Here is a 21,469-nt window from a genome sequence, read left to right as displayed (position 1 = left end):
TTCAAGCAGTTTTCGGAATGAGGTGCTCAAACAGCGCCTCTACAGTATTAAAGCGCTCTTCGGGGCGCTCCATCGGCACCTGGAATTTAAACATCGTGGCGCCTTCAAATTTGTAGCGTTTGGGCTGGCTCTGGATCAGCTTGATCAGCGTCAGCGGGTCGACCGGGGTTTGCGCCGCGAACTCGATTCGGCCACCTTGCGGGCCGCCGTCGACTTTCTTGATACCCAGTAGCTCGGCCTGCAATTTCAGCGCAGTAATGCGCATCAGGTTCTTGGTCGGTTCCGGTAGCAGACCGAAACGATCGATCATCTCCACCTGCAAGTCCTTGAGGCCTTCCTCGTCGGTGGCGGAGGCAATGCGTTTATAGAGAATCAGTCGGGCATGTACGTCCGGCAGGTAGTCCTCGGGAATCAACGCCGGTACGCGCAGATTGACTTCCGGGCCACCGCCGAGCGGCTGATCGAGGTTCGGTTGTTCGCCCTTGCGGATCGACTTCACCGCGCGCTCGAGCATTTCCATGTACAGCGTGAAACCGACGGCCTGGATCTGTCCGCTCTGCCCGTCGCCGAGCAGTTCGCCGGCGCCGCGGATTTCCAGGTCGTTGGTGGCGAGCACGAAGCCTGCGCCGAGGTCCTGTGTATTGGCGATCGCTTCCAGACGTTTTTCGGCGTCAGGCGTGATTTGCTGACGCGGCGGCGTCAGCAAATAAGCATAAGCCTGGTGGTGACTGCGACCGACCCGGCCGCGCAACTGGTGCAACTGCGCCAGGCCGAACTTGTCGGCACGCTCGATGATGATGGTGTTGGCACTCGGCACGTCAATGCCGGTCTCGATGATGGTCGAGGCAATCAGCACGTTGAAGCGCTTGTGGTAGAAGTCGCTCATCACTTGTTCGAGATCGCGTTCGCGCATCTGCCCGTGGCCGATGCCAATCCGCGCTTCCGGCACCAGTTCGGCGAGGTCGGCGGCGCATTTCTCGATGGTCTTCACATCGTTGTGCAGGTAATAGACCTGACCGCCACGCAACAGCTCACGGAGCAGAGCCTCTTTGATCGTGCTCTTGTTCTGCTCCATGACGAAAGTCCGTACCGACAGGCGACGCGCCGGCGGCGTAGCAATGATCGACAGATCGCGCATGCCTGACACCGCCATGTTCAGCGTGCGCGGAATCGGCGTGGCGGTCAGGGTGAGGATGTCGACTTCACTGCGCAGGGCCTTGAGCTGTTCCTTCTGGCGGACACCGAAACGGTGCTCTTCGTCAATGATCACCAGCCCCAGGTTTTTGATCTTCACATCGTCGGACAGCAGTTTGTGGGTACCGATAACGATATCGATCTTGCCTTCAGCCAGGTCGGCGATGGCGGCATTCACTTCCTTGGCGGACTTGAACCGGCTCATCACTTCCACGCTCACCGGCCAGTCGGCGAAGCGGTCGCGGAAGCTGTTGTAGTGCTGTTGGGCGAGCAGGGTGGTCGGCACCAGAATTGCCACTTGACGACCGCCGTGTACCGCAATGAACGCGGCCCGCATCGCCACTTCAGTCTTGCCGAAACCGACGTCGCCGCAGACCAGGCGGTCCATCGGTTTCGGCGCGAGCATGTCGGCGCGCACCGCTTCGATGGTGGTTTGCTGGTCCGGGGTTTCTTCGAACGGGAAGCCAGCGCTGAAGGTCGCGTAATCGGCTTTCGGGTCGGCGAACGCATGACCTTCGCGAGCGGCGCGGCGGGCATAGATGTCGAGCAACTCGGCGGCTACATCGCGTACTTGTTCGGCAGCTTTGCGTTTGGCTTTCTGCCAGGTCTCGGAGCCGAGACGGTGCAGCGGGGCCAGGGCATCGTCGCTGCCGGTGTAACGGGCGATCAGATGCAGGTTGGCCACCGGCACGTAAAGCTTGGCGTTTGCGGCGTATTCGAGGGTCAGGAATTCGGCGGCCTGACTATCAATTTCCAGAATCGTCAGCCCGAGATAGCGACCGACGCCGTGATCGATATGCACTACCGGCGCGCCTTCGCGCAACTCGGTGAGGTTTTTGATCACGGCATCGTTGTTGGCGTCGGCGCGTTTCTCACGGCGACGGCGCTGCATCACGCGCTGGCCGAATAACGGGCTTTCGGCGACCAGGGCCAAGGCCGGGTCGTCAAGCACCAGGCCTTCGTCGAGCGGCGCGATGGTGATCGCCAGGCGCTCTTTGCTTGCGACGAAGTCCGGCCAGCTGTCGACGGTTTTCGGTCGCAGCTTCAGGCGTTCCAGCAACTCCAGCAACACTTCGCGGCGGCCCGCGGACTCGGCGGTAAACAGCACTCGACCGGGAAACTCGTCGAGGAAGCCCGCCAGCGCCGCCAACGGCTGGGTGGCCTTGGCTTCGATGGCCAGGTTCGGCAGCTCCCGAGCGGGGAAGCGCTCGCGGCCAACGCCGGTTTCAACGTCTTGTTGGCTGGCGACCACGCGCGGCCAGTTCTTCAGTCGAGCGAAGCAATCTTCCACTGGCAGGAACAGTTCCGCCGGCGGCAATAAAGGACGGGCCGGATCGACGCGACGCTCTTCATAGCGATTGCGCACGTCGTTCCAGAAGTTCTCCGCCGCCTGCTCGATGCCCGGCAAGGAAAACACTTGCGTGTCCTGTGGCAGGTAGTCGAACAGCGTGGAGGTTTCATCGAAGAACAGCGGCAGGTAGTACTCGATACCGGCCGGTGTAATCCCGCTGCTCAAATCCTGAAAGATCGGGCAGCGACGGAAGTCGACATCGAAACGCTCACGGAAGCGCGCCTTGAAGCGGGTGACCGCATCTTTTTGGAGCGGAAACTCTCTCGCAGGCAGGAGGCGAACCGTTTTCACTTTGTCGATGGAGCGCTGGTTTTCCGGATCGAATGTACGAAGGGTCTCGATTTCGTCGTCGAGCAGGTCGATGCGGAAAGGTAATTTGCTGCCCATCGGGAACAGATCAATCAGCGAGCCGCGGACGGTAAATTCGCCGTGCTCGTAGACGGTATCGACGTAGCGATAGCCGCTGGCCTCAAGCCGGGTGCGCATTTGCTCGACATCGAGCTTCTGGCCGATGTCCAGCACCAGGCTGCTGCCGAGCAGGAACTTGGTCGGCGCCAGACGATGCAGGGCGGTGGTGATCGGCACGACCAAAACGCCATGACTCAGCTCCGGCAATCGATACAGCGCGGAGATTCGCTGGGAAATAATGTCCTGGTGCGGCGAAAACAGATCGTAGGGCAGGGTTTCCCAGTCCGGGAAATGCAACACCGGCAAATCCGAGGCGAAGAAACTCAGCTCCTGTTCCAGCCGTTCGGCACTTTGGCTGTCGGCAGTCAGCAGCAGGGTGAAGCGCTTGGCAGCGCTGGCGGCCTCGGCAATGGCCAGGCTCAGGGCGGCACCGGGCAGGTTGCCCCAGTGCTGTTTACCTGCCGCGGCAGGGAGAAGCGGTAGACGCAGAACGGGCACGGAAGGTTGAGCTCCAAGCGTTGCGACAAAGTCGGTAATTGTAACGGTCCCGGGTGCCGCCTGTCAGTTGCAGACTGTGTCTATTACTCAGGTTGGGCGAAATGTAGTGGTAAAGACAAAATCGGCCCGTTTTTTAGTAAAAATGACTGAATATGTAGTGGCAAAACGACCGAGTGTTACGGAGGGTTACAGACAAGGCAGCGTTGTCTTCCAAAAAGTGACTGCGCTGCAGGCCTCGGTTTCATTGGGCTTGAGCGGTGCGTGTTTTTTTTGAAGAAGAATTTGTTACTGGTCGTGCGACAGGCGCGCATTGCTACGGGAGGCTCTCGGCGGCATAATGTAGCCCCTTTTTTCTGCCCCTACATGTGGAAGGTTCCCGTGACTCAGAAGCCCGACCAGTGTCTTGGTGAATGGATCGACCGTGAAGCACTCGCAGAAGCGATGATTCCGCTTATCGGTCAGCTCTACCGCAATAACAACGTGGTGAGCTCGATCTATGGCCGCAGCCTGATCAATCGTTCAGTCATTGCGATTCTCAAAGCCCACCGCTTTGCCCGCCATCGCCAGTCCGACGACAGCGAACTGTCCGTCCACGAAACATTCCCGCTGCTCAAAGCAATGAGCGAGCTCAAGCTCGGCGCCGCTTCGGTAGACCTGGGCAAGCTGGCGGTCAAGTTCAAGACTGAAGGCAACGGCCGCACTGCCGAGCAGTTTGTCCGTGAAGAGTTGGCTGACGTCGTTGGTCAGCAAAACGTTTCCGCCCGCAAAGGCACCGACGTTGTTCTGTACGGCTTCGGTCGTATCGGCCGTCTGCTGGCGCGCATCCTGATCGAGAAAACCGGTGGTGGCGACGGCCTGCGTCTGCGCGCCATCGTTGTCCGCAAGGGCGCCGAAAACGATCTGGTCAAACGTGCCAGCCTGCTGCGTCGTGACTCGGTCCATGGTCCGTTCGATGGCACCATCACCATTGATGAAGCCAACAACACCATCACCGCCAACGGCAACCTGATCCAGGTTATCTACGCGAAAAACCCGACTGAAGTGGACTACACCCAGTACGGCATCAAAGACGCGCTGCTGGTGGACAACACTGGTGTATGGCGTGACGCCGACGGTCTGGGCCAGCATTTGGCTTGCCCTGGCATCGATCGCGTTGTTCTGACCGCGCCTGGCAAAGGCAAGTTGAAGAACATCGTTCACGGCATCAACCACGGTGAAATCACCGCTGATGATAAGATCGTTTCGGCGGCTTCCTGCACCACCAACGCTATCGTGCCGGTGCTCAAAGCCGTCAACGACAAGTTCGGCATCATCAACGGTCACGTTGAAACGGTTCACTCGTACACCAACGACCAGAACCTGATCGACAACTTCCACAAGGGCGATCGCCGTGGTCGTAGCGCCGCGTTGAACATGGTGATCACCGAGACCGGTGCGGCTACCGCTGCTGCCAAGGCGCTGCCTGAACTGGCCGGCAAGCTGACCGGTAATGCGATCCGCGTTCCGACGCCAAACGTGTCGATGGCCATTCTCAACCTGAACCTTGAGAAAGCCGCTACCCGCGAAGAGATGAACGAGTACCTGCGCTACATGGCGCTGCACTCCGATCTGCATAAGCAAATCGACTACGTCAACTCGCAGGAAGTGGTTTCCACCGACTTCGTTGGCTCGCGCCACGCAGGCGTGGTGGACGCTGAAGCAACCATCAGCCAAGACAACCGCGTTGTTCTGTACGTTTGGTACGACAACGAATTCGGTTACAGCTGCCAGGTGGTTCGCGTAATGGAAGACATGGCCGGTGTAAACCCGCCTGCATTCCCGCGCTAAGCGTTAGCTGCACATGAGAGCGCCCCGACTTTGGTCGGGGCGTTTTTGTTTGTGCGGTGATCATTGTCGCGATCTTGCCGGCGCGAATACCCGGGGGAATGGGTCCGTTCCCGTATTTCTATCGCATAATGGCGGACCTTGACGTTGTGTCGGGTGATGGCTCAGGAGAGGCAGGATTTGTCGAGCGAGTGGAAGGTTTTGTTCCTGGTCCTGATGGGCCTGTTGTCCGGCTGTGGCAGCGGGGACAGCATGGAAAGCTTCGGCGGCCCGACCATGGGCAGCACGTATTCGATCAAGTACCTGCGCCTTGCCGGACTTCCTGCCCCGGCCGAGGTCCGTGTTCGTGTCGAAAAGATCTTTGCTGAGGTCGATCAACAAATGTCGACTTACCGCAGCGACTCCGACATTGAACGCTTCAACGATCTACCCGCCAACCGCTGTCAGAAAATGCCCGCGCCGATCCTCAAGCTGGTGCGCATCGGTGAGCGTCTGTCGCAACAAAGCGAAGGTTCCTTCGACCTGACGGTGGAACCGTTGCTTAACCTCTGGGGCTTCGGCCCGCAGGCTCGTAATGAGAAAGTCCCCTCGGCCCGGGCGCTGGCCGAAGTCAGGCAGCGAGTCGGTTACCAGCACCTGCGTATCGACGGCGATCGCCTGTGCAAGGACGCGGCCGTCGAAGTCGACTTCAACAGCATCGCCGCCGGCTATGCAGTCGACACGATTGCCGCAACGCTCGAAGCGATGGGCATCCACAACTACCTCGTCGAAGCCACCGGTGAACTCAAGGCTGCCGGCAAAAAACTCGACGGTTCACCCTGGCGCGTCGCTCTGGAAGAACCCCGCGACGACCAGCAAGTGGCCGAGCGCATCATCGCCGTCGACGGCTACGGCGTTTCCACTTCCGGCGACTACCGCAACTATTTCGAGCAGGACGGTCGGCGTTATTCCCACTCCTTCGATGCCCGCACCGGGGCGCCGGTCTCTCACACCCTGGCGTCAGTCACGGTGATTCATCCTTCAGCGTTAATGGCCGATGGCTTATCGACGCTGTTGCTGATTCTGGGTCCTGAGAGGGGGTGGGACTATGCCGATACGCATGATATCGGTGCATTTTTTGTGATTCGTGCTGATGCCGGTTTCGTCACGCGAACCACTCAGGCTTTTGAGCGTCTGAGTGGCGATAAAACCGAATGACGACGGCGATTCAAGCAGCAACGACTGGCGTTGTAGTGCAGGCAAAACTAGCCTACGACGCGACCAAGGGTTAATGTGCGCGGCGTTGACGCTTGTATAGACTGTTGTCCGGGTTCTGCACTGGCCCCAAATTGTTCCTTCACGCCGCAAATCGGCGTGATTTAGCCGCAGGTGCCGAGGGCGCCGCGGCCTGTTCTGAGGAGTATGCATGGCTGTCTACAACTACGACGTGGTGGTGCTGGGTTCCGGCCCGGCGGGAGAAGGCGCGGCAATGAACGCCGCCAAAGCAGGGCGCAAGGTGGCGATGGTCGATAGCCGTCGCCAGGTTGGCGGCAACTGTACCCACCTGGGCACCATCCCGTCCAAGGCACTGCGTCACTCGGTCCGGCAGATCATGCAGTTCAACACCAACCCGATGTTTCGGGCCATTGGTGAGCCACGCTGGTTCTCGTTCCCGGACGTGTTGAAAAGCGCCGAAAAAGTCATCTCCAAACAAGTCGCATCGCGCACCGGCTACTACGCCCGTAACCGCGTCGACGTGTTCTTCGGCACCGGCAGCTTCGCTGACGAGCAAACCATTGAAGTGGTCTGCGCCAACGGCGTCGTCGAAAAACTGATGGCCAAGCACATCATCATCGCCACCGGATCGCGCCCGTATCGCCCGGCGGATATCGATTTCCATCACCCGCGTATCTACGATAGCGACACCATCCTCAGCCTCGGCCACACCCCGCGCAAGCTGATCGTATACGGCGCCGGTGTGATCGGTTGCGAATACGCCTCGATCTTCAGCGGTCTGGGTGTATTGGTTGAGCTGGTGGATAACCGCGGTCAGTTGCTGAGCTTCCTCGACTCGGAAATTTCTCAGGCCCTGAGTTATCACTTCAGCAACAACAACATCACGGTTCGCCACAACGAAGATTACGACCGCGTCGAAGGCGTGGACAACGGTGTGATCCTGCACCTCAAGTCCGGCAAAAAAATCAAAGCCGACGCCTTGCTCTGGTGTAACGGTCGTACCGGTAATACCGATCAGTTGGGCCTGGAAAACATCGGCGTGAAAGTCAACAGCCGTGGCCAGATCGAAGTGGACGAGGCCTACCGTACCTGCAAGCCGAACATCTACGGCGCCGGTGACGTGATTGGTTGGCCGAGCCTGGCCAGTGCTGCTCACGACCAGGGTCGTTCGGCCGCTGGCAGCATCGTTGACAACCATAGCTGGCGCTTCGTCAACGACGTGCCAACCGGCATCTACACCATTCCGGAGATCAGCTCGATCGGCAAGAACGAGCAGGAGTTGACTCAGGCCAAGGTGCCGTATGAGGTCGGCAAGGCGTTCTTCAAGGGCATGGCGCGTGCACAGATCGCCGGCGAGCCTCAGGGCATGCTGAAGATTCTGTTCCACCGCGAGACCCTGGAAGTGCTGGGCGTTCACTGCTTCGGTTATCAGGCGTCGGAGATCGTTCACATCGGTCAGGCGATCATGAGCCAGCCGGGCGAACTGAATACGCTGAAGTACTTCGTCAACACGACGTTCAACTACCCGACCATGGCCGAAGCCTATCGGGTAGCGGCGTACGATGGCCTCAACCGGCTTTTTTGAGTGGCTCCGGCCGGTGGCCTGAGCCGGCCGGGGAGACCGATTTCAGCAATTCTCGAGCGTGGCGCTGGCCAAACCGGGAAAGTCTGTAATCAGGCTGTCAACGCCGAAGTCGGCGAGTCTGCGCATTAGTGCGGGCTCGTTGACTGTCCATACCGACACATGCAACCCCTGACGCTGCGCCTTCTGCAGGCGTTCCGGCGTACACAGTGTCCAGTTCAACGCCAGAATCTCGCAGCCATAGCTTTGCGCGACCTTCAGCGGATCGAGCCAGGCGTACTCGGCCACCAATCCTCGGGACACATCCGGCACGAAGTCCAGTGCAGCTTTCAATACTTCCCGCGAACTCGAGGTGATCGTGACCTTGTCGAGCAGGCCGAAACGCTGTGCCATTTCGCGAATCGCCAGCACCGTCGTCGCGGCGCGGGTGCGTGAAGCGCTTTTGACTTCCAGTTGCCAGTGCTCGAAATCACATTTTTCGAACAGTTCTTCCAGTGTTGGAATCGGGCACGGTTTGACCCAGCCCGGGCCGCCAGTGCGCGCGTCGTAGGTGATCAGCTCGGCCGCCGTGTGTTCGACGACTTTGCCGCGACGGTCGGTGGTGCGCTTGAGTGTCGGGTCGTGGATGACCATCAACTCGCCGTCCATGGACAAGTGCAGGTCCAGTTCGCAGCGGCGCACGCCGTGCTTGAGGCATTGCTGAAAACTGGTCAGCGTATTTTCCGGTGCTTCGCCCTTGGCGCCGCGATGGCCGTAGATGAGAGTCACGGTTCTTCCTTAAATTAAATGCCTGATTCGTTTTGTTCGCGGGCCAGACGTCGTTCCTGGGCCTGCTTCTGCAATATGTAGCGCGCCAGCAATTGGCGCTGGGCATCGGTCGGGTACTCGAATTCGGTGCCGACGTCGTAGCCGTCGCCTTTGCGATCGCAATGGGTAACCCGAGCTCGCAGCAACAGGCCGAGGGCTTGCGGCATCAGCACCAGTTTGACCGACAGGTGTGTGCCCTCGGTAATGGGCGTCGGATGCTGAAAGTCGATCCCGCCTTCGGAAATGATCACCGGCTGCGGCTCGCCGATCTGCCCGAGTACGGTGATTGCGATCACCTGGCTCAATAAGTCGATGCGTTTATTCTGGGATTTCAGGAATGCGGCGAGGTTCCGGTCGCGCTCACTGATCTGGCGCAACAGATGCTGTGATTCGAATTCGCTCAGGTGCAGCTCGCTGAGCAAGTTGAACAGTGGGGAAGCATCCTGCAACACTTCCTGGCCTGCGGCTTCGGGAGCGGACAGGGGCCGAATTTCCAGTGCGATCGTGTCCTCGATACGGTAGTATTCGCGGCGATCTTCTTCATCTAATGTCGACATGGCGAACCCATGGTAGCGGCGGTGGTCTGAGTGTAAAGCTGGTTATCGACCCCCGCCACAAGGACGTTCCTTTTCCCTCCGAACAAGCCCCGACATGTTCAGACCTCTCTTCGTATTTATTGGCACGCGTTATACCCGTGCAAAGCGTCGCAATCATTTTGTGTCATTCATTTCCCTGACCTCGATGATCGGACTCGCCCTCGGCGTGGTCGTGATGATCGTGGTGCTATCGGTCATGAACGGCTTCGATCATGAGATGCGCACCCGCGTGCTGGGCATGGTGCCCCATGCGACCATCGAGTCCGGTGAGCCGATCAGCGACTGGCAAAGCCTGGCCGCCAAGGTCAAGCAGAACCCGCAGGTGACCGCGGTAGCGCCGTTTACCCAAATGCAGGGTTTGCTGACCAACAACGGCAAGGTTTCCAAGGTCCTGCTCAATGCCATCGATCCTGCGCTGGAACGGCAGGTCTCGATCATTGATAACTTCATGCAGCAGGGCAAACTCGACGACCTGGCGCCGGGCAGTTTCGGCATCGTCATCGGTGACAAGGCCGCGGCCAAGTTGGGTGCGGCGATCGGCGACAAGCTGACTTTTGTGGCGCCGGAAGTCACCGTGACCCCGGCCGGGATGTTCCCGCGCATGAAACGCTTTACTGTGGTCGGCATCTTCCATGTTGGCGCTGGTGAGCTGGACGGCTACCTGGGCATCACCAATCTGCAGGATCTGGCCAAACTGCATCGCTGGAAACCGGATCAGGTCCAGGGCATCCGCCTGAAGTTCGACGACCTGTTCCAGGCGCCACGCGTGGCGTGGAGCATCGCCCAGCAACTCGGCGAAGACCATTTCTATGCCCGCGACTGGACGCGCACCCACGGCAATCTGTATCAGGCGATCCGCATGGAAAAAGCCATGATCGGTTTGCTGTTGTTGCTGATCGTCGCCGTTGCTGCGTTCAACATTATTTCCACGCTGGTGATGGTGGTGAACGACAAGAAAGGCGACATCGCGATTCTGCGCACCCTTGGCGCCACACCGGGTTCGATCATGGCGATCTTCATGGTGCAAGGCACCGTCATTGGTGTGGTCGGTACGCTAATCGGCGCTGTGGTCGGGGTCTTCGCCGCGCTGAATGTCAGCGCCGCGATCTCGGCCCTCGAGGGTCTGATCGGGCACAAGTTCCTCAACGCCGACGTGTACTTCATCGATTACCTGCCGTCGCAAGTGCAGAGCCAGGATGTGTTGATGGTCTGCGCCGCCGCGTTGGTTCTGAGTTTCCTCGCCACCCTGTATCCAGCCTGGCGTGCCGCGCGCACCCAGCCTGCGCAGGCGCTACGTTATGAGTGAGTTGGGCATGAGTGATAAAGCAATCTTGAGCTGCCGCAACCTGGGCAAATCCTACGAGGAAGGGCCGGAGTCGGTAGAGGTTCTGGCCGGTCTGCAGCTCGAACTGCATCCGGGCGAGCGTGTGGCGATTGTCGGTACCTCGGGTTCGGGCAAAAGTACCTTGCTCAACCTGTTGGGCGGCCTCGATACACCGACCAAGGGCAGCGTCTGGCTGGCCGGTGAAGAGCTGTCGGCGCTGAACGAAAAGGCTCGCGGTTTGCTGCGCAATCGGTCGCTGGGTTTCGTTTACCAGTTCCACCACTTGCTGCCTGAGTTCACCGCGCTGGAAAACGTCTGCATGCCGCTGTTGATCGGTAAGACGGCTATCCCGCAAGCGCGTCAGCGTGCGACGGCATTGCTGGAGCGGGTAGGGCTGGGCCATCGTCTGGAGCACAAACCGTCGGAACTGTCCGGTGGTGAACGTCAGCGTGTGGCCATCGCCCGCGCCCTGGTGAACAATCCAGGCCTGGTGATGCTCGACGAGCCGACCGGCAACCTCGATTCCCACACCGCCCAGGGCATTCAGGATTTGATGCTGGAACTCAGCACCTCGATGCGTACGGCGTTCCTGGTGGTGACTCACGACATGAACCTGGCTCGCCAGATGGATCGCGTCCTGCATTTGCAGGACGGTTGCCTGACGCCCATCTGATTGGCCGAAACCCGGCGTACTGAACAGTACGTCGGGTCTTTTATTTTTATACGGTGCCCAGCGAATGTTCAGACCGTTATCGATCTTTATCGGCGCGCGCTATACCCGCGCCAAGCGCCGCAATCGCTTTGTTTCCTTCATCTCGATGACCTCGATGATCGGTCTCGCCCTGGGCGTGCTGGCGATGATCGTGGTGCTGTCGGTGATGAACGGCTTCCAGCGCGAAATGAGCTCGCGCATCCTCGGCATGGTGCCTCACGCGACCATCGTCGGCGTCAATCCGATCGACGATTGGCAGCCCGTCGCTGCGGCGGCCATGAAGAATCCTGAAGTGACGGCCGCCGTGCCGTTCACCGAGATGGAAGGCATGCTGTCCTACAAGGGGACGATGCAGCCGATCCAGGTCAGCGGCGTTGATCCGGCGCTGGAAGGCAAGGTGTCGATCGTCGCCCAGCACATTGTTCAGGGGCGTCTCGATGCCTTGGAACCGGGTGAGTTCGGCGTGGTGATCGGCGAGATCACAGCCCGTCGTTTCCGCTTGAACGTCGGCGACAAGATCACCCTGATCGTGCCGGAAATCAGCTCTGCACCGGGCGGTATCACCCCGCGCATGCAGCGGTTGAACGTGGTCGGCGTGTTCAAGGTTGGCGCTGAACTGGACGGTTCCATGGCGCTGATCCACGTGGCCGATGCCGCGCAGATACAGCACTGGGCGCCGAATCAGGTACAGAGCGTGCGCCTGGCGGTAAAGGATCTGTACGCCGCGCCGAAGGTTTCCAGCGATATTGCTGGTGGGCTGGGCGCCGCTTACAAGGCTGATGACTGGACTCACACACAGGGCAGTCTGTTCAGTGCGATGAAGATGGAAAAAACCATGATCGGTTTGTTGTTGCTGATGATCGTCGCCGTGGCGGCATTCAACATCATCGCAACCCTGATCATGGTGGTGAACGACAAAGGTGCGGACATCGCGATCCTGCGGACCATTGGCGCTACGCCACGGCAAATCATGGCGATTTTCATGGTGCAGGGCACCGTGATCGGGGTTGTCGGTACGTTGATTGGTGGTGTGCTTGGCGTGATTGCGGCGCTGAACGTCAGCGAGCTGGTGGGCTGGATGGAGCGAGTCAGCGGGCAGCACATCTTCAGTTCAGACGTGTACTTCGTCAGTAACCTGCCGTCCGAACTGCAGGGGGCGGATGTGGTGTTGATCTGCTCCGCCGGGTTCATTCTGAGCTTCCTTGCCACCGTTTACCCGGCATGGCGTGCGGCGAAAGTCGAACCGGCTACCGCGTTGCGTTATTCGTAAGCTTTGATTGCCCCACCTTGATCGCTCCCATCACGCTGTGTGGGAGCGATCAAGTTTGCGGCAGTTCAATCACAAACCGCGTCCACCCGTTATCCGATTCGCAACGAATCTGCCCGCCATGGGCGCGGATGATTGACTGAGTGATCGCCAGCCCCAATCCCGCATGTTCACTACTGCCTTCCTGGCGCGCGGGATCAGCCCGGTAGAAGCGATCAAACAACCGCGGCAGCAATGCGCCATCAATGCCGTCGCCACTGTTCTCGACCGTCAGGCTCACTCCGTTGGGCTGATCAATAATTCGCACCCGAACCTCGCCTTCGACCGGCGTAAACCGCAACGCATTGTCCAGCAAATTGGAAAGCGCCCGCCGCAACATGCTGCGATCACCTTCCACGTGCGCACTGCCTTCACGACTCAACCTGACCTGAGCGTCCTCTGCCCATGGGGCAAAAAACTCCAGCAATAAATCCGCTTCTTCCGCCAGCTCCAGCGGTTCGCGCTTGGGCATCAACAACCCATGGTCAGCCTTGGCCAGGTACAACATGTCGTTGACCAGTTGCGCCATCCATTGCAGTTCTTCGAGATTGCTGTGCAGTGCTTCTCGGTAATCCTCAATGGGGCGTGGGCGGGTGAGGGTGACCTGGGTTTGGGTCAACAGGTTCGACAGCGGCGTGCGCAATTCATGGGCGATGTCGGCGGAAAAGGCCGAGAGTCGCTGAAATGAGTCGTCAAGGCGTCCGAGCATGGCATTGAAGTTTTGGGCCATTTCGGCGAGTTCTGGCGGCATGTTTTCTTCAGGCAGGCGTGCATTGAGCGACTGCGCTGAAACGCCGCTGGCTACCGCACTCATGCGCAGCAACGGACGCAACCCACTGCGCGCGGCCCAGGCACCGAGCAGGGCGGTGGCCAGTGCCGACAAGCCGACTGTCAGCCAGATCAGGTGCTGCATGCGTTGCAGAAAGTGCTGGTGATGGGTGATGTCCAGCAGCAAGGTCAGCTGCGGCGAGTCAGGTTTGTCGAGGTACAACGGAGCGTTGAGGGCGCGGTAGTCGGTACCTTCGCTGCTCACCGTGGACAAACCCGCCTGGGTAGGTAACTCCTGGGGCAAGCGCGTCGAACTGTCATACCAGCGCTTGCCGTCGCTGCCGGTGATCCGCAGCGACAGATCAGCCTGTCGGCTCAATTCATCGGCCAGTTTGACGTTGCTTTCACTCGACTGAATGTCACGAAGTGCCCGACGTAAACCAATCAGCTTGCCGTCCAGCAACTGTTGGTCGAGTTCAACGAAATGCGCTTCACTGGCCCGACTGAACAACACCCCGGCAAACAGCGACACCACGGCGGTGCACGCCGCAAACAGCAGCGCCAGGCGACTGCTTAACGAAAGCCGGCGCATCAGGCGGGGCGCTCTTCAAGGACGTAACCCATGCCACGCACGGTGTGAATCAACTTGTTCGGGAATTCATCGTCGATTTTCAGGCGTAAACGACGGATCGCCACTTCGATGACATTGGTGTCACTGTCGAAATTCATGTCCCAGACCTGGGACGCGATCAACGACTTGGGCAGGACTTCGCCTTGCCTGCGCAGGAGCATTTCCAGCAGGGCGAATTCCTTGGCCGTCAGGTCGATGCGCTGGCCGCTGCGCTCGACCCGGCGTCGGATCAGGTCCAGACGCAAGTCCGCCAGTTGCAGGCTGGTTTCCTGAGGTGTGGCGTTACCACGGCGCAACAGGCTGCGGATCCGGGCCAGCAGTTCGGAGAAGGCGAAAGGCTTGACCAGGTAATCGTCGGCGCCCAGTTCGAGGCCGTGGACCCTGTCCTCCACCGCGTCGCGGGCTGTCAGAAACAGTACCGGCGTGTCGAGGCCGGCACCGCGCACCGCTTGCAGAATCTGCCAGCCATCGCGGCCGGGCAACATCACATCGAGAATCAACAGGGCGTAATCGCCGGTCAGCGCCAGTTGCTGGCCGGTGCCGCCGTCCGCCACCAGTTCCGTATTGAAACCGGCCTCGGTCAGGCCCTGGCGCAGGTAGTGGCCAGTTTTCGGTTGGTCTTCGACGATCAGCAGTTTCATGGGCGACTCGAGGCAAATAGAACGAACGCTTTATACCGTGGGCGGCGTTAATACAGGTAAACCTGACAAAGTTGTAATCTGGTGGTCAGGTTGCGGGCAGTCGCAGCAGTTTAGAGTTTTCCACAGACTGAACCTTATCTTGTTGGAGTATGACTATGTTTTTGCGCAATTCACTGGTGCGCGTCGGGTGTTTGCTGGCGCTGAGCTCGCCGGCGTGGGCTTCCCCTGCGCATACCTACGACTTCGGTCAACCGGCCCCGGCGGCAAAGGCGACTCGCAGCGTTGAAGTCGTCATGGGCGACATGTTGTTCACCCCCAAGGTGATTGATATCAAGGCCGGTGAGACGGTTCATTTTGTACTGGTGAATAAAGGGCAGTTGTTGCACGAATTCAACCTCGGTGACGCGGCGATGCATGCCAAACATCAGCAGGAAATGATGAAGATGCAGCAGAGCGGCATGCTCACGCCGACAGGCATGAAGGACATGGATCACGGCGTCATGGCCGATATGGGGCATGGAATGAAGCACGACGACCCCAATAGTGTGCTCGTCGAACCGGGCAAAACCGCCGAGCTGACTTGGACCTTTACCAAGGCCAGCAACCTGGAATTTGCGTGCAACATCCCCGCTCATTACCAGGCCGGCATGGTCGGCAAGTTGACTGTCAGTCAGTAAGCACTCAAAGGCGGGAGCAAAGGCTGGTAGAATCCGCTGATTCTTCAGTCAGGTTTCCGCCATGCATCCCGCAGCCGAACACTCGCCGCTGGGCAAATCCAGCGAATACATCGCCACCTACACGCCGTCCTTGCTGTTCCCGATCCCGCGCACCGCGAAATGGGCGGAGCTGGGCCTGACGGCTGAAACCCTGCCGTACAAGGGCGTGGATTTCTGGAACTGCTTCGAGCTGTCGTGGCTGTTGCCGTCCGGCAAGCCAGTGGTGGCGATTGGCGAATTCAGTATCCCGGCGGACTCGCCAAACATCATCGAATCGAAGTCGTTCAAGCTGTACCTCAACTCCCTGAACCAGACGCCGTTTGCCGACATCGCGAGCCTTGAAGCGACGTTGGCCAAAGACCTGTCGGCCGCTGCCGGTAAACTGGTCGGCGTGCGGGTTCGCAACCTGAAGGACGTCGAGGCCGAAGGCGTCGTGGCGTTACCGGGCACGTGCATTGATGATCTGGATATCAGCGTCAGCAACTATGAGCATCCGCGTCCGGAACTGCTGCGTTGCGATGAATCGCGCATTGTGGAGGAGGGCGTGCACAGTCATTTGCTCAAATCCAACTGCCCGGTTACCCGTCAGCCGGACTGGGGTAGCGTGGCGGTGGAATACCGTGGTGCGGCGCTGGATCACGCGAGTTTACTGGAGTACATCGTGAGCTTCCGTCAGCACTCCGACTTCCATGAACAGTGCGTGGAGCGGGTTTTTCTCGACCTGCAACGGTTGTTGAAGCCGGAGAAATTGACGGTGTATGCGCGGTATGTGCGGCGCGGTGGGTTGGACATCAACCCGTATCGCAGTACTGAAGACGTGCAGCTGGCGAACCATCGGCTGGTCCGTCAGTAAGAACGAAAAAGCCCCGCTAGTGACAGCGGGGCTTTTTTGCATCTGATGGGTTCAGATCCCCATATTGGCCAGGGCTTGCACGATGTTGCGCAAGGTGCCAGCAAGGGTTGGGTGTTCGATTTCGAAGCGTTCGACGGCCAGGTTCACATTGTCGGAGAGACTGGAGTCCTTGGTTTTGGTTTCGAGCTCAAGTTCCAGCTCGATTTGTTGCATCAGCGCGTGCAGGTCTTCGCGCTCGGCTTCGGTCAGCGGTGGATTCTGTTCCAATTGCTCGCGCAGAGTATTGAGCTGTTGTTGCAGTTCGCGGGCAGGCATGGCGTTCTTCCTTTTATCGATAGGCACTGGCATAGACCGCAGCAGCACGCCAAAGGTCTATGGCTTGACCTTTAGATTAATCCACTCGCGCGCAACCTGCATGATCTCGATCAGGGCTTTTCGCCCTTGAGCCGGCGCAGGCTGATGTCGGCCAGGCAGGTGTCGAGTTCACCGAGGTGATCAATCACCGAATGCACACCCAGACTGAACAGTTGCATCGTTGCCTTGCCGCGTTTGAATTCCCGTTCCTGCTGACTCAGCGCCTGCCATTCGTTGGGCGCCAGTCCGCAGAGTGAGCCGCAGGACGCCAGCCCAATAGTCCACAATCCGGCATTGAGCCCCGCTTGCAGCAATCGCGGTTCGCCGCTGACCAGCACGCAACCCTCCAGTCGTTCAACATTCAACGTCATCAAGGCTTGCCAGCAGGTGTGCGGTGCCGGCCATGGATTGTTTGTTTCGAGGTGTTGCGAAGATTTGATCCACGAAGGCAATGCAGCGGCCAGGGAATGGCTGAGGGCCGGAGGCAGTTCATCGAGCCAGGCACAGGGGATCTGCTGATGTTGCAAGCTGCGCAGGCTATCCAGCGCGCCGGGCGTGGCGTCAGCGTGCGTGGCAGAGGGGAGGCCGTGCGCCCGCGTGCGGGCACCGAAATCCACCAGGCAACCACTGAGGCCGAACAGGACGGCGGTCAGGCTGGGCGCAATGTGGATCAAGGTTTCGGCGTGCGGCATATCAACGTCCCTGAAATAGCGTCAAGGCTAGGGGGCAACGGTGACAGTTGAGTGACACTGATGTGAATCGCTCACAATCATCACGAATGATCCGTAGGCTGCCTCGCACGGTGCTGCCTTAAGAGGCTTTTCCGTCTTATACTAGCCAGCTCTACGCTTGGGCCAAGCGCCCGCGCCAGTACAATCCAAGGAGTTTTTCTATGCGCTGGAGCAATCATCTAGCTCAGTTTTGTGTGTTTGCCAGCGTATTGCTGGTTCCGTTCGTTGTCCAGGCAGCCTCGGAAGACGACCCTTGGGAAAGCATCAATCGCCCGATCTACAAATTCAACGATGTGCTCGACACCTATGCGCTGAAGCCTTTGGCCCAAGGCTATCAATTCGTGACGCCGCAGTTTCTTGAAGACGGCATCCACAACATGTTCCGCAACGTCGGTGATGTCACCAACCTTGCCAACGATATCTTGCAGGCCAAACCGGCCGCCGCTGGCATCGACGTCGCGCGCTTGCTCTTCAATACCACGTTCGGCCTACTGGGCTTTATCGACGTCGGCACCAAAATGGGCCTGCAGCGCAATGACGAAGACTTCGGCCAGACCCTCGGCTATTGGGGGGTAGGTAGCGGTCCGTACGTGATGCTGCCGCTTCTGGGCCCAAGCACCTTGCGTGACGCGCCATCCAAGTATGTCGACGGCTACACCGGCCCGTACCCATACATCCACGACGTACCTGTGCGTAACTCGATCTTTGGCCTGAACATCGTCGACACTCGCGCCAGTCTGCTGTCGAGCGAGAAGCTGATCAGCGGCGACAAGTACATCTTCATCCGCAATGCGTACTTGCAGAACCGTGAGTTCAAAGTCAAAGACGGCCAGGTTGAAGACGATTTTTGATCCCGACCGGTAAAACGAAGAAGGCGGCCAGTGGGCCGCCTTCTTTCGTTTGGCTTCCGAGACCGGTTTGGCTCATGGGTTTAAACCTTCCTTTACGTTACGGTTTTGCCTGTTCTTATAACTCCCGGTGATTTGAAATTGAAAGACGTCAAGCGACCATCGGCGTGAGCTTGAAACGCCCCGCGGATGGGAGTACCGTCTGCGCCTTAGAAGGGCACCTCTGGTGTACCTGTATGTAGGGCAAATGCTCGAAAACAGTGCAGTAGAGAGGCTAGAAAGCGAATCCAGTAGTGTGAGCCGGGACAAAGCCCCTGCCTGCTACGCAAACCTAATTCTGGCGCCGTTTGCCCACATGCCAAAAACCAGTGCCACGCTGCTGATAATCGATGATGACGAAGTAGTGCGCGCGAGCCTCGCCGCCTATTTGGAAGACAGTGGTTTCAGCGTCTTGCAGGCCAGCAATGGCCAGCAGGGTCTTCAGGTATTCGAGCAAGACAAGCCCGACTTGATCATCTGCGATCTGCGCATGCCTCAGATGGGCGGACTCGAACTCATTCGCCAGGTCACCGAGCGGTCACCACAAACCCCGGTGATTGTGGTTTCGGGCGCCGGCGTGATGAACGACGCGGTCGAGGCCCTGCGCTTGGGCGCGGCGGACTACCTGATCAAACCTCTCGAAGATCTGGCTGTGCTCGAGCATTCTGTGCGCCGGGCCTTGGATCGTGCGCGCCTGCTGCTGGAAAACCAGCGCTACCGCGAGAAGCTGGAAAAGGCCAACCGCGAGCTCGCCGCCAGCCTGAACCTGCTCCAGGAAGACCAGAACGCCGGTCGCCAGGTGCAGATGAACATGCTGCCGGTCAGTCCCTGGACCATCGACGAGTTCCAGTTTGCTCACCAGATCATCCCGTCGTTGTACCTGTCGGGTGATTTCGTCGACTACTTTCGGGTCGACGAGCGTCGGGTAGCCTTCTACCTGGCGGACGTTTCCGGTCATGGCGCCTCTTCAGCCTTCGTCACCGTGCTGCTGAAGTTCATGACCACACGCTTACTCTTCGAGTCCAAGCGCAGCGGTACATTGCCGGAATTCAAACCTTCAGAGGTCCTTGGTCATATCAACCGAGGCCTGATCAGTTGTAAGCTGGGTAAACACGTCACAATGGTCGGTGGAGTCATCGACGAGGAGACAGGGTTGTTGACCTATAGCATCGGTGGTCATTTGCCGTTGCCTGTGTTGTACACGCCAGACAGTGTTCGTTATCTGGAAGGGCGTGGTCTGCCGGTGGGCCTCTTCAATGAAGCCACCTACGAAGACCACGTACTGGAGCTGCCGCCGACGTTCAGCCTGACGCTGATGTCAGATGGTATTCTGGACCTTTTGCCAGAACCTACACTCAAAGAGAAAGAAGCGGCTTTGCCCCAGCGGGTCAAGGCAGCAGGCGGCAGCCTGGATGGTCTGCGGCAGGTTTTTGGATTGGCCACGCTAGGGGAGATGCCGGATGATATCGCCCTGTTGGTGTTGAGCAGGAATCTTTAATGAGTACCGGTAGAATCCAGTTCGCCGAGCAGGATGGCACCTTCGTCCTGAAGTTCGTCGGTGAAGTCCGCCTGACCCTGTGTTCGGCGTTGGATGCGACTATTGAGCGGATCTTCACGGCGTTGAACTTCAACGCAATCGTGATCGACCTGACCGAAACCCGCAGCATCGACAGCACCACCCTTGGCCTTTTGGCCAAGTTGTCGATCCTATCTCGGCAAAAAGTCGGCCTGCTGCCGACCGTCGTCACCACCCACGAAGACATCACCCGTCTCCTGCAGTCCATGGGCTTCGAGCAAGTGTTCAACATTGTTGATCGCCCGATCCCGTGCCCTGAGTGCCTGACCGACCTGCCAGACCAGGATCAGTCCGAAGAAGTGGTGCGGATCAAAGTGCTCGAAGCACACAAGATCCTCATGGGGTTGAACGACTCCAATCGTGAAGCGTTTCATGATCTGGTGAACGCGCTCGAGCGTCACTGATTCCATAAGCGAGCGTGCACAAAAAAGGGCGAACCTGTGAAGGCTCGCCCTTTTTGCGTTTGCTCTTATTGGATCAGAGCTTGGCTTGCAGCAATGCTTCGAGTTTTTCCTGGTCGCGAGCGAACTGACGAATACCCTCAGCCAGTTTCTCGGTCGCCATCGCGTCCTCGTTGGACAACCAACGGAACTGCGCTTCATTCAAGTTCAAACGCGCTTCACCGGCATGGCCTGGGGCCAATTTGCGCTCCAGCTTGCCAGTGTCCGCCGCCAGCTTATCAATCAGATCCGGGCTGATGGTCAGACGGTCGCAACCGGCCAGTTGCTCGATCTGATTCAGGTTGCGGAAGCTCGCGCCCATGACGACAGTCTTGTAGTCATTGGCCTTGAAGTAGTTGTAGATGCGTGTAACTGACTGCACGCCCGGATCATCCGCGCCGGTGTAGTCGTTGCCGTTGGCTTTCTTGTACCAGTCGTAGATACGACCCACGAACGGCGAAATCAGGAAAACCCCTGCGTCAGCACATGCCGCAGCCTGAGCGAACGAGAACAGCAGCGTCAGGTTGGTCTGAATGCCTTCTTTTTCCAGAATTTCGGCCGCGCGGATGCCTTCCCAGGTGGAAGCGATCTTGATCAGCACGCGGTCACGGCCAATGCCGGCCTTGTCGTACAGGTCGATCAGACGGTGCGCACGCTTCAATACGGCGTCAGTGTCGAACGACAGGCGCGCATCCACTTCGGTGGAAATGCGGCCGGGGATCACTTTCAGAATTTCTTGCCCTACCGCAACGCCAAAACGGTCGCTGGCCAGCCCCACATCGCCCTTGCAGTCGCTGACGCAAGCGTTCAGCAACTCGGCATAACCGGGAATGGCCGCCGCTTTGAGCAGCAGGGAAGGGTTGGTAGTAGCGTCCACGGGTTTAACGCGAGCGATAGCTTCGAAGTCGCCGGTGTCGGCAACCACGGTGGTCATTTGTTTGAGTTGTTCCAGCTTGGAAGTCATGGGCGTGCTCTGTCCTATGGGTCTAATGACATTACCCGAGCGCTGACAGCCACTCAAGGGTGCGTGTACGTATCGAGGGCCCCAGCGGCAA

Annotated in this window: 19 protein-coding genes; 11 read left to right on the top strand and 8 right to left on the bottom strand. The window is 58.8% G+C overall.

The genetic code is table 11. The features are described from left to right. Position 1: 1 nt before the first annotated feature. Positions 2-3,451, bottom strand: coding sequence for a transcription-repair coupling factor (gene mfd / locus ACXPVS_RS07540; RefSeq protein WP_458509373.1), 3,450 nt, complete (start codon positions 3,449-3,451; stop codon positions 2-4). Positions 3,452-3,814: 363 nt separating this feature from the next. Between mfd and ACXPVS_RS07535 the strand changes: the two genes are divergently transcribed. The 3 genes from ACXPVS_RS07535 (at position 3,815) to sthA (ending at position 8,075) form a co-directional block, all read left to right on the top strand. Next, positions 3,815-5,278, top strand: a complete 1,464-nt coding sequence (locus ACXPVS_RS07535) for a glyceraldehyde-3-phosphate dehydrogenase (RefSeq protein WP_458509372.1) — start codon at positions 3,815-3,817, stop codon at positions 5,276-5,278. A 213-nt stretch (positions 5,279-5,491) separates the two neighbouring features. Next, positions 5,492-6,472, top strand: a complete 981-nt coding sequence (locus tag ACXPVS_RS07530; RefSeq protein ID WP_458509536.1) for an FAD:protein FMN transferase — start codon at positions 5,492-5,494, stop codon at positions 6,470-6,472. A 208-nt stretch (positions 6,473-6,680) separates the two neighbouring features. Next, entirely contained in the window at positions 6,681-8,075 is a 1,395-nt protein-coding gene (gene sthA / locus ACXPVS_RS07525) for a Si-specific NAD(P)(+) transhydrogenase (RefSeq protein ID WP_458509371.1), read from the top strand. Positions 8,076-8,117: 42 nt separating this feature from the next. On the opposite strand, the gene ACXPVS_RS07520 is transcribed toward sthA, so the two are convergent. Beyond that, positions 8,118-8,840, bottom strand: a complete 723-nt coding sequence (locus ACXPVS_RS07520) for a glycerophosphodiester phosphodiesterase (RefSeq protein WP_458509370.1) — start codon at positions 8,838-8,840, stop codon at positions 8,118-8,120. A 14-nt stretch (positions 8,841-8,854) separates the two neighbouring features. After that, positions 8,855-9,436 carry a PilZ domain-containing protein gene (locus ACXPVS_RS07515; protein WP_458509369.1) on the bottom strand — a complete coding sequence of 194 codons (582 nt, stop codon included), beginning with the start codon at positions 9,434-9,436 and terminating at the stop codon, positions 8,855-8,857. A gap of 94 nt (positions 9,437-9,530) precedes the next feature. Between ACXPVS_RS07515 and ACXPVS_RS07510 the strand changes: the two genes are divergently transcribed. The 3 genes from ACXPVS_RS07510 to ACXPVS_RS07500 all read left to right on the top strand — a co-directional run bounded on the left by ACXPVS_RS07510 (position 9,531) and on the right by ACXPVS_RS07500 (position 12,781). Continuing rightward, entirely contained in the window at positions 9,531-10,781 is a 1,251-nt protein-coding gene (locus ACXPVS_RS07510) for a lipoprotein-releasing ABC transporter permease subunit (protein ID WP_458509368.1), read from the top strand. 7 nt (positions 10,782-10,788) lie between these two features. Beyond that, positions 10,789-11,472 (top strand): lipoprotein-releasing ABC transporter ATP-binding protein LolD, encoded by a 684-nt coding sequence (gene lolD / locus ACXPVS_RS07505; RefSeq protein ID WP_458509367.1) that lies wholly within the window; start codon positions 10,789-10,791, stop codon positions 11,470-11,472. A gap of 64 nt (positions 11,473-11,536) precedes the next feature. Further along, positions 11,537-12,781, top strand: coding sequence for a lipoprotein-releasing ABC transporter permease subunit (locus tag ACXPVS_RS07500; protein WP_458509366.1), 1,245 nt, complete (start codon positions 11,537-11,539; stop codon positions 12,779-12,781). A 49-nt stretch (positions 12,782-12,830) separates the two neighbouring features. Here ACXPVS_RS07500 and ACXPVS_RS07495 read toward each other — a convergent pair whose 3' ends face one another. Together ACXPVS_RS07495 and ACXPVS_RS07490 are read right to left on the bottom strand one after the other, a co-directional pair. Continuing rightward, complete coding sequence (locus ACXPVS_RS07495; RefSeq protein WP_458509365.1) at positions 12,831-14,177, bottom strand: heavy metal sensor histidine kinase; 1,347 nt, start codon at positions 14,175-14,177, stop codon at positions 12,831-12,833. Then, a complete protein-coding gene (locus tag ACXPVS_RS07490; protein ID WP_458509364.1) occupies positions 14,177-14,857 on the bottom strand; it encodes a heavy metal response regulator transcription factor in 681 nt (226 codons plus the stop codon). The genes ACXPVS_RS07495 and ACXPVS_RS07490 overlap by 1 nt, the downstream gene beginning before the upstream one ends. Positions 14,858-15,012: 155 nt before the next feature. On the opposite strand from ACXPVS_RS07490, the gene copI reads away from it, so the two are divergent. Together copI and queF are read left to right on the top strand one after the other, a co-directional pair. Beyond that, entirely contained in the window at positions 15,013-15,534 is a 522-nt protein-coding gene (gene copI, locus ACXPVS_RS07485; protein ID WP_458509363.1) for a copper-resistant cuproprotein CopI, read from the top strand. Between the two features lie 61 nt (positions 15,535-15,595). Further along, a complete protein-coding gene (queF, locus tag ACXPVS_RS07480) occupies positions 15,596-16,426 on the top strand; it encodes an NADPH-dependent 7-cyano-7-deazaguanine reductase QueF (RefSeq protein WP_458509362.1) in 831 nt (276 codons plus the stop codon). Positions 16,427-16,477: 51 nt separating this feature from the next. On the opposite strand, the gene ACXPVS_RS07475 is transcribed toward queF, so the two are convergent. Together ACXPVS_RS07475 and ACXPVS_RS07470 are read right to left on the bottom strand one after the other, a co-directional pair. Beyond that, complete coding sequence (locus ACXPVS_RS07475; RefSeq protein ID WP_283183804.1) at positions 16,478-16,741, bottom strand: DUF4404 family protein; 264 nt, start codon at positions 16,739-16,741, stop codon at positions 16,478-16,480. Between the two features lie 110 nt (positions 16,742-16,851). Continuing rightward, positions 16,852-17,472, bottom strand: a complete 621-nt coding sequence (locus tag ACXPVS_RS07470; protein ID WP_458509361.1) for an HAD family phosphatase — start codon at positions 17,470-17,472, stop codon at positions 16,852-16,854. A gap of 200 nt (positions 17,473-17,672) precedes the next feature. On the opposite strand from ACXPVS_RS07470, the gene ACXPVS_RS07465 reads away from it, so the two are divergent. From ACXPVS_RS07465 to rssC, 3 genes are all read left to right on the top strand, one after another. Further along, a complete protein-coding gene (locus tag ACXPVS_RS07465; protein ID WP_458509360.1) occupies positions 17,673-18,362 on the top strand; it encodes an MlaA family lipoprotein in 690 nt (229 codons plus the stop codon). A 352-nt stretch (positions 18,363-18,714) separates the two neighbouring features. After that, a complete protein-coding gene (rssB, locus tag ACXPVS_RS07460; RefSeq protein ID WP_458509359.1) occupies positions 18,715-19,896 on the top strand; it encodes a two-component system response regulator RssB in 1,182 nt (393 codons plus the stop codon). Then, a complete protein-coding gene (rssC, locus tag ACXPVS_RS07455) occupies positions 19,896-20,378 on the top strand; it encodes an anti-sigma factor antagonist RssC (RefSeq protein WP_007935262.1) in 483 nt (160 codons plus the stop codon). Before rssB ends, rssC begins: the two co-directional genes overlap by 1 nt. A gap of 73 nt (positions 20,379-20,451) precedes the next feature. Here rssC and tal read toward each other — a convergent pair whose 3' ends face one another. Then, complete coding sequence (tal, locus tag ACXPVS_RS07450) at positions 20,452-21,378, bottom strand: transaldolase (RefSeq protein ID WP_458509358.1); 927 nt, start codon at positions 21,376-21,378, stop codon at positions 20,452-20,454. Positions 21,379-21,469: the final 91 nt, after the last annotated feature.

This window comes from Pseudomonas sp. Ma2-10 (assembly GCF_054330215.1).
Note: the sequence above shows the minus strand (reverse complement) of the source record. Positions and strands in the feature narration are given on the sequence as shown.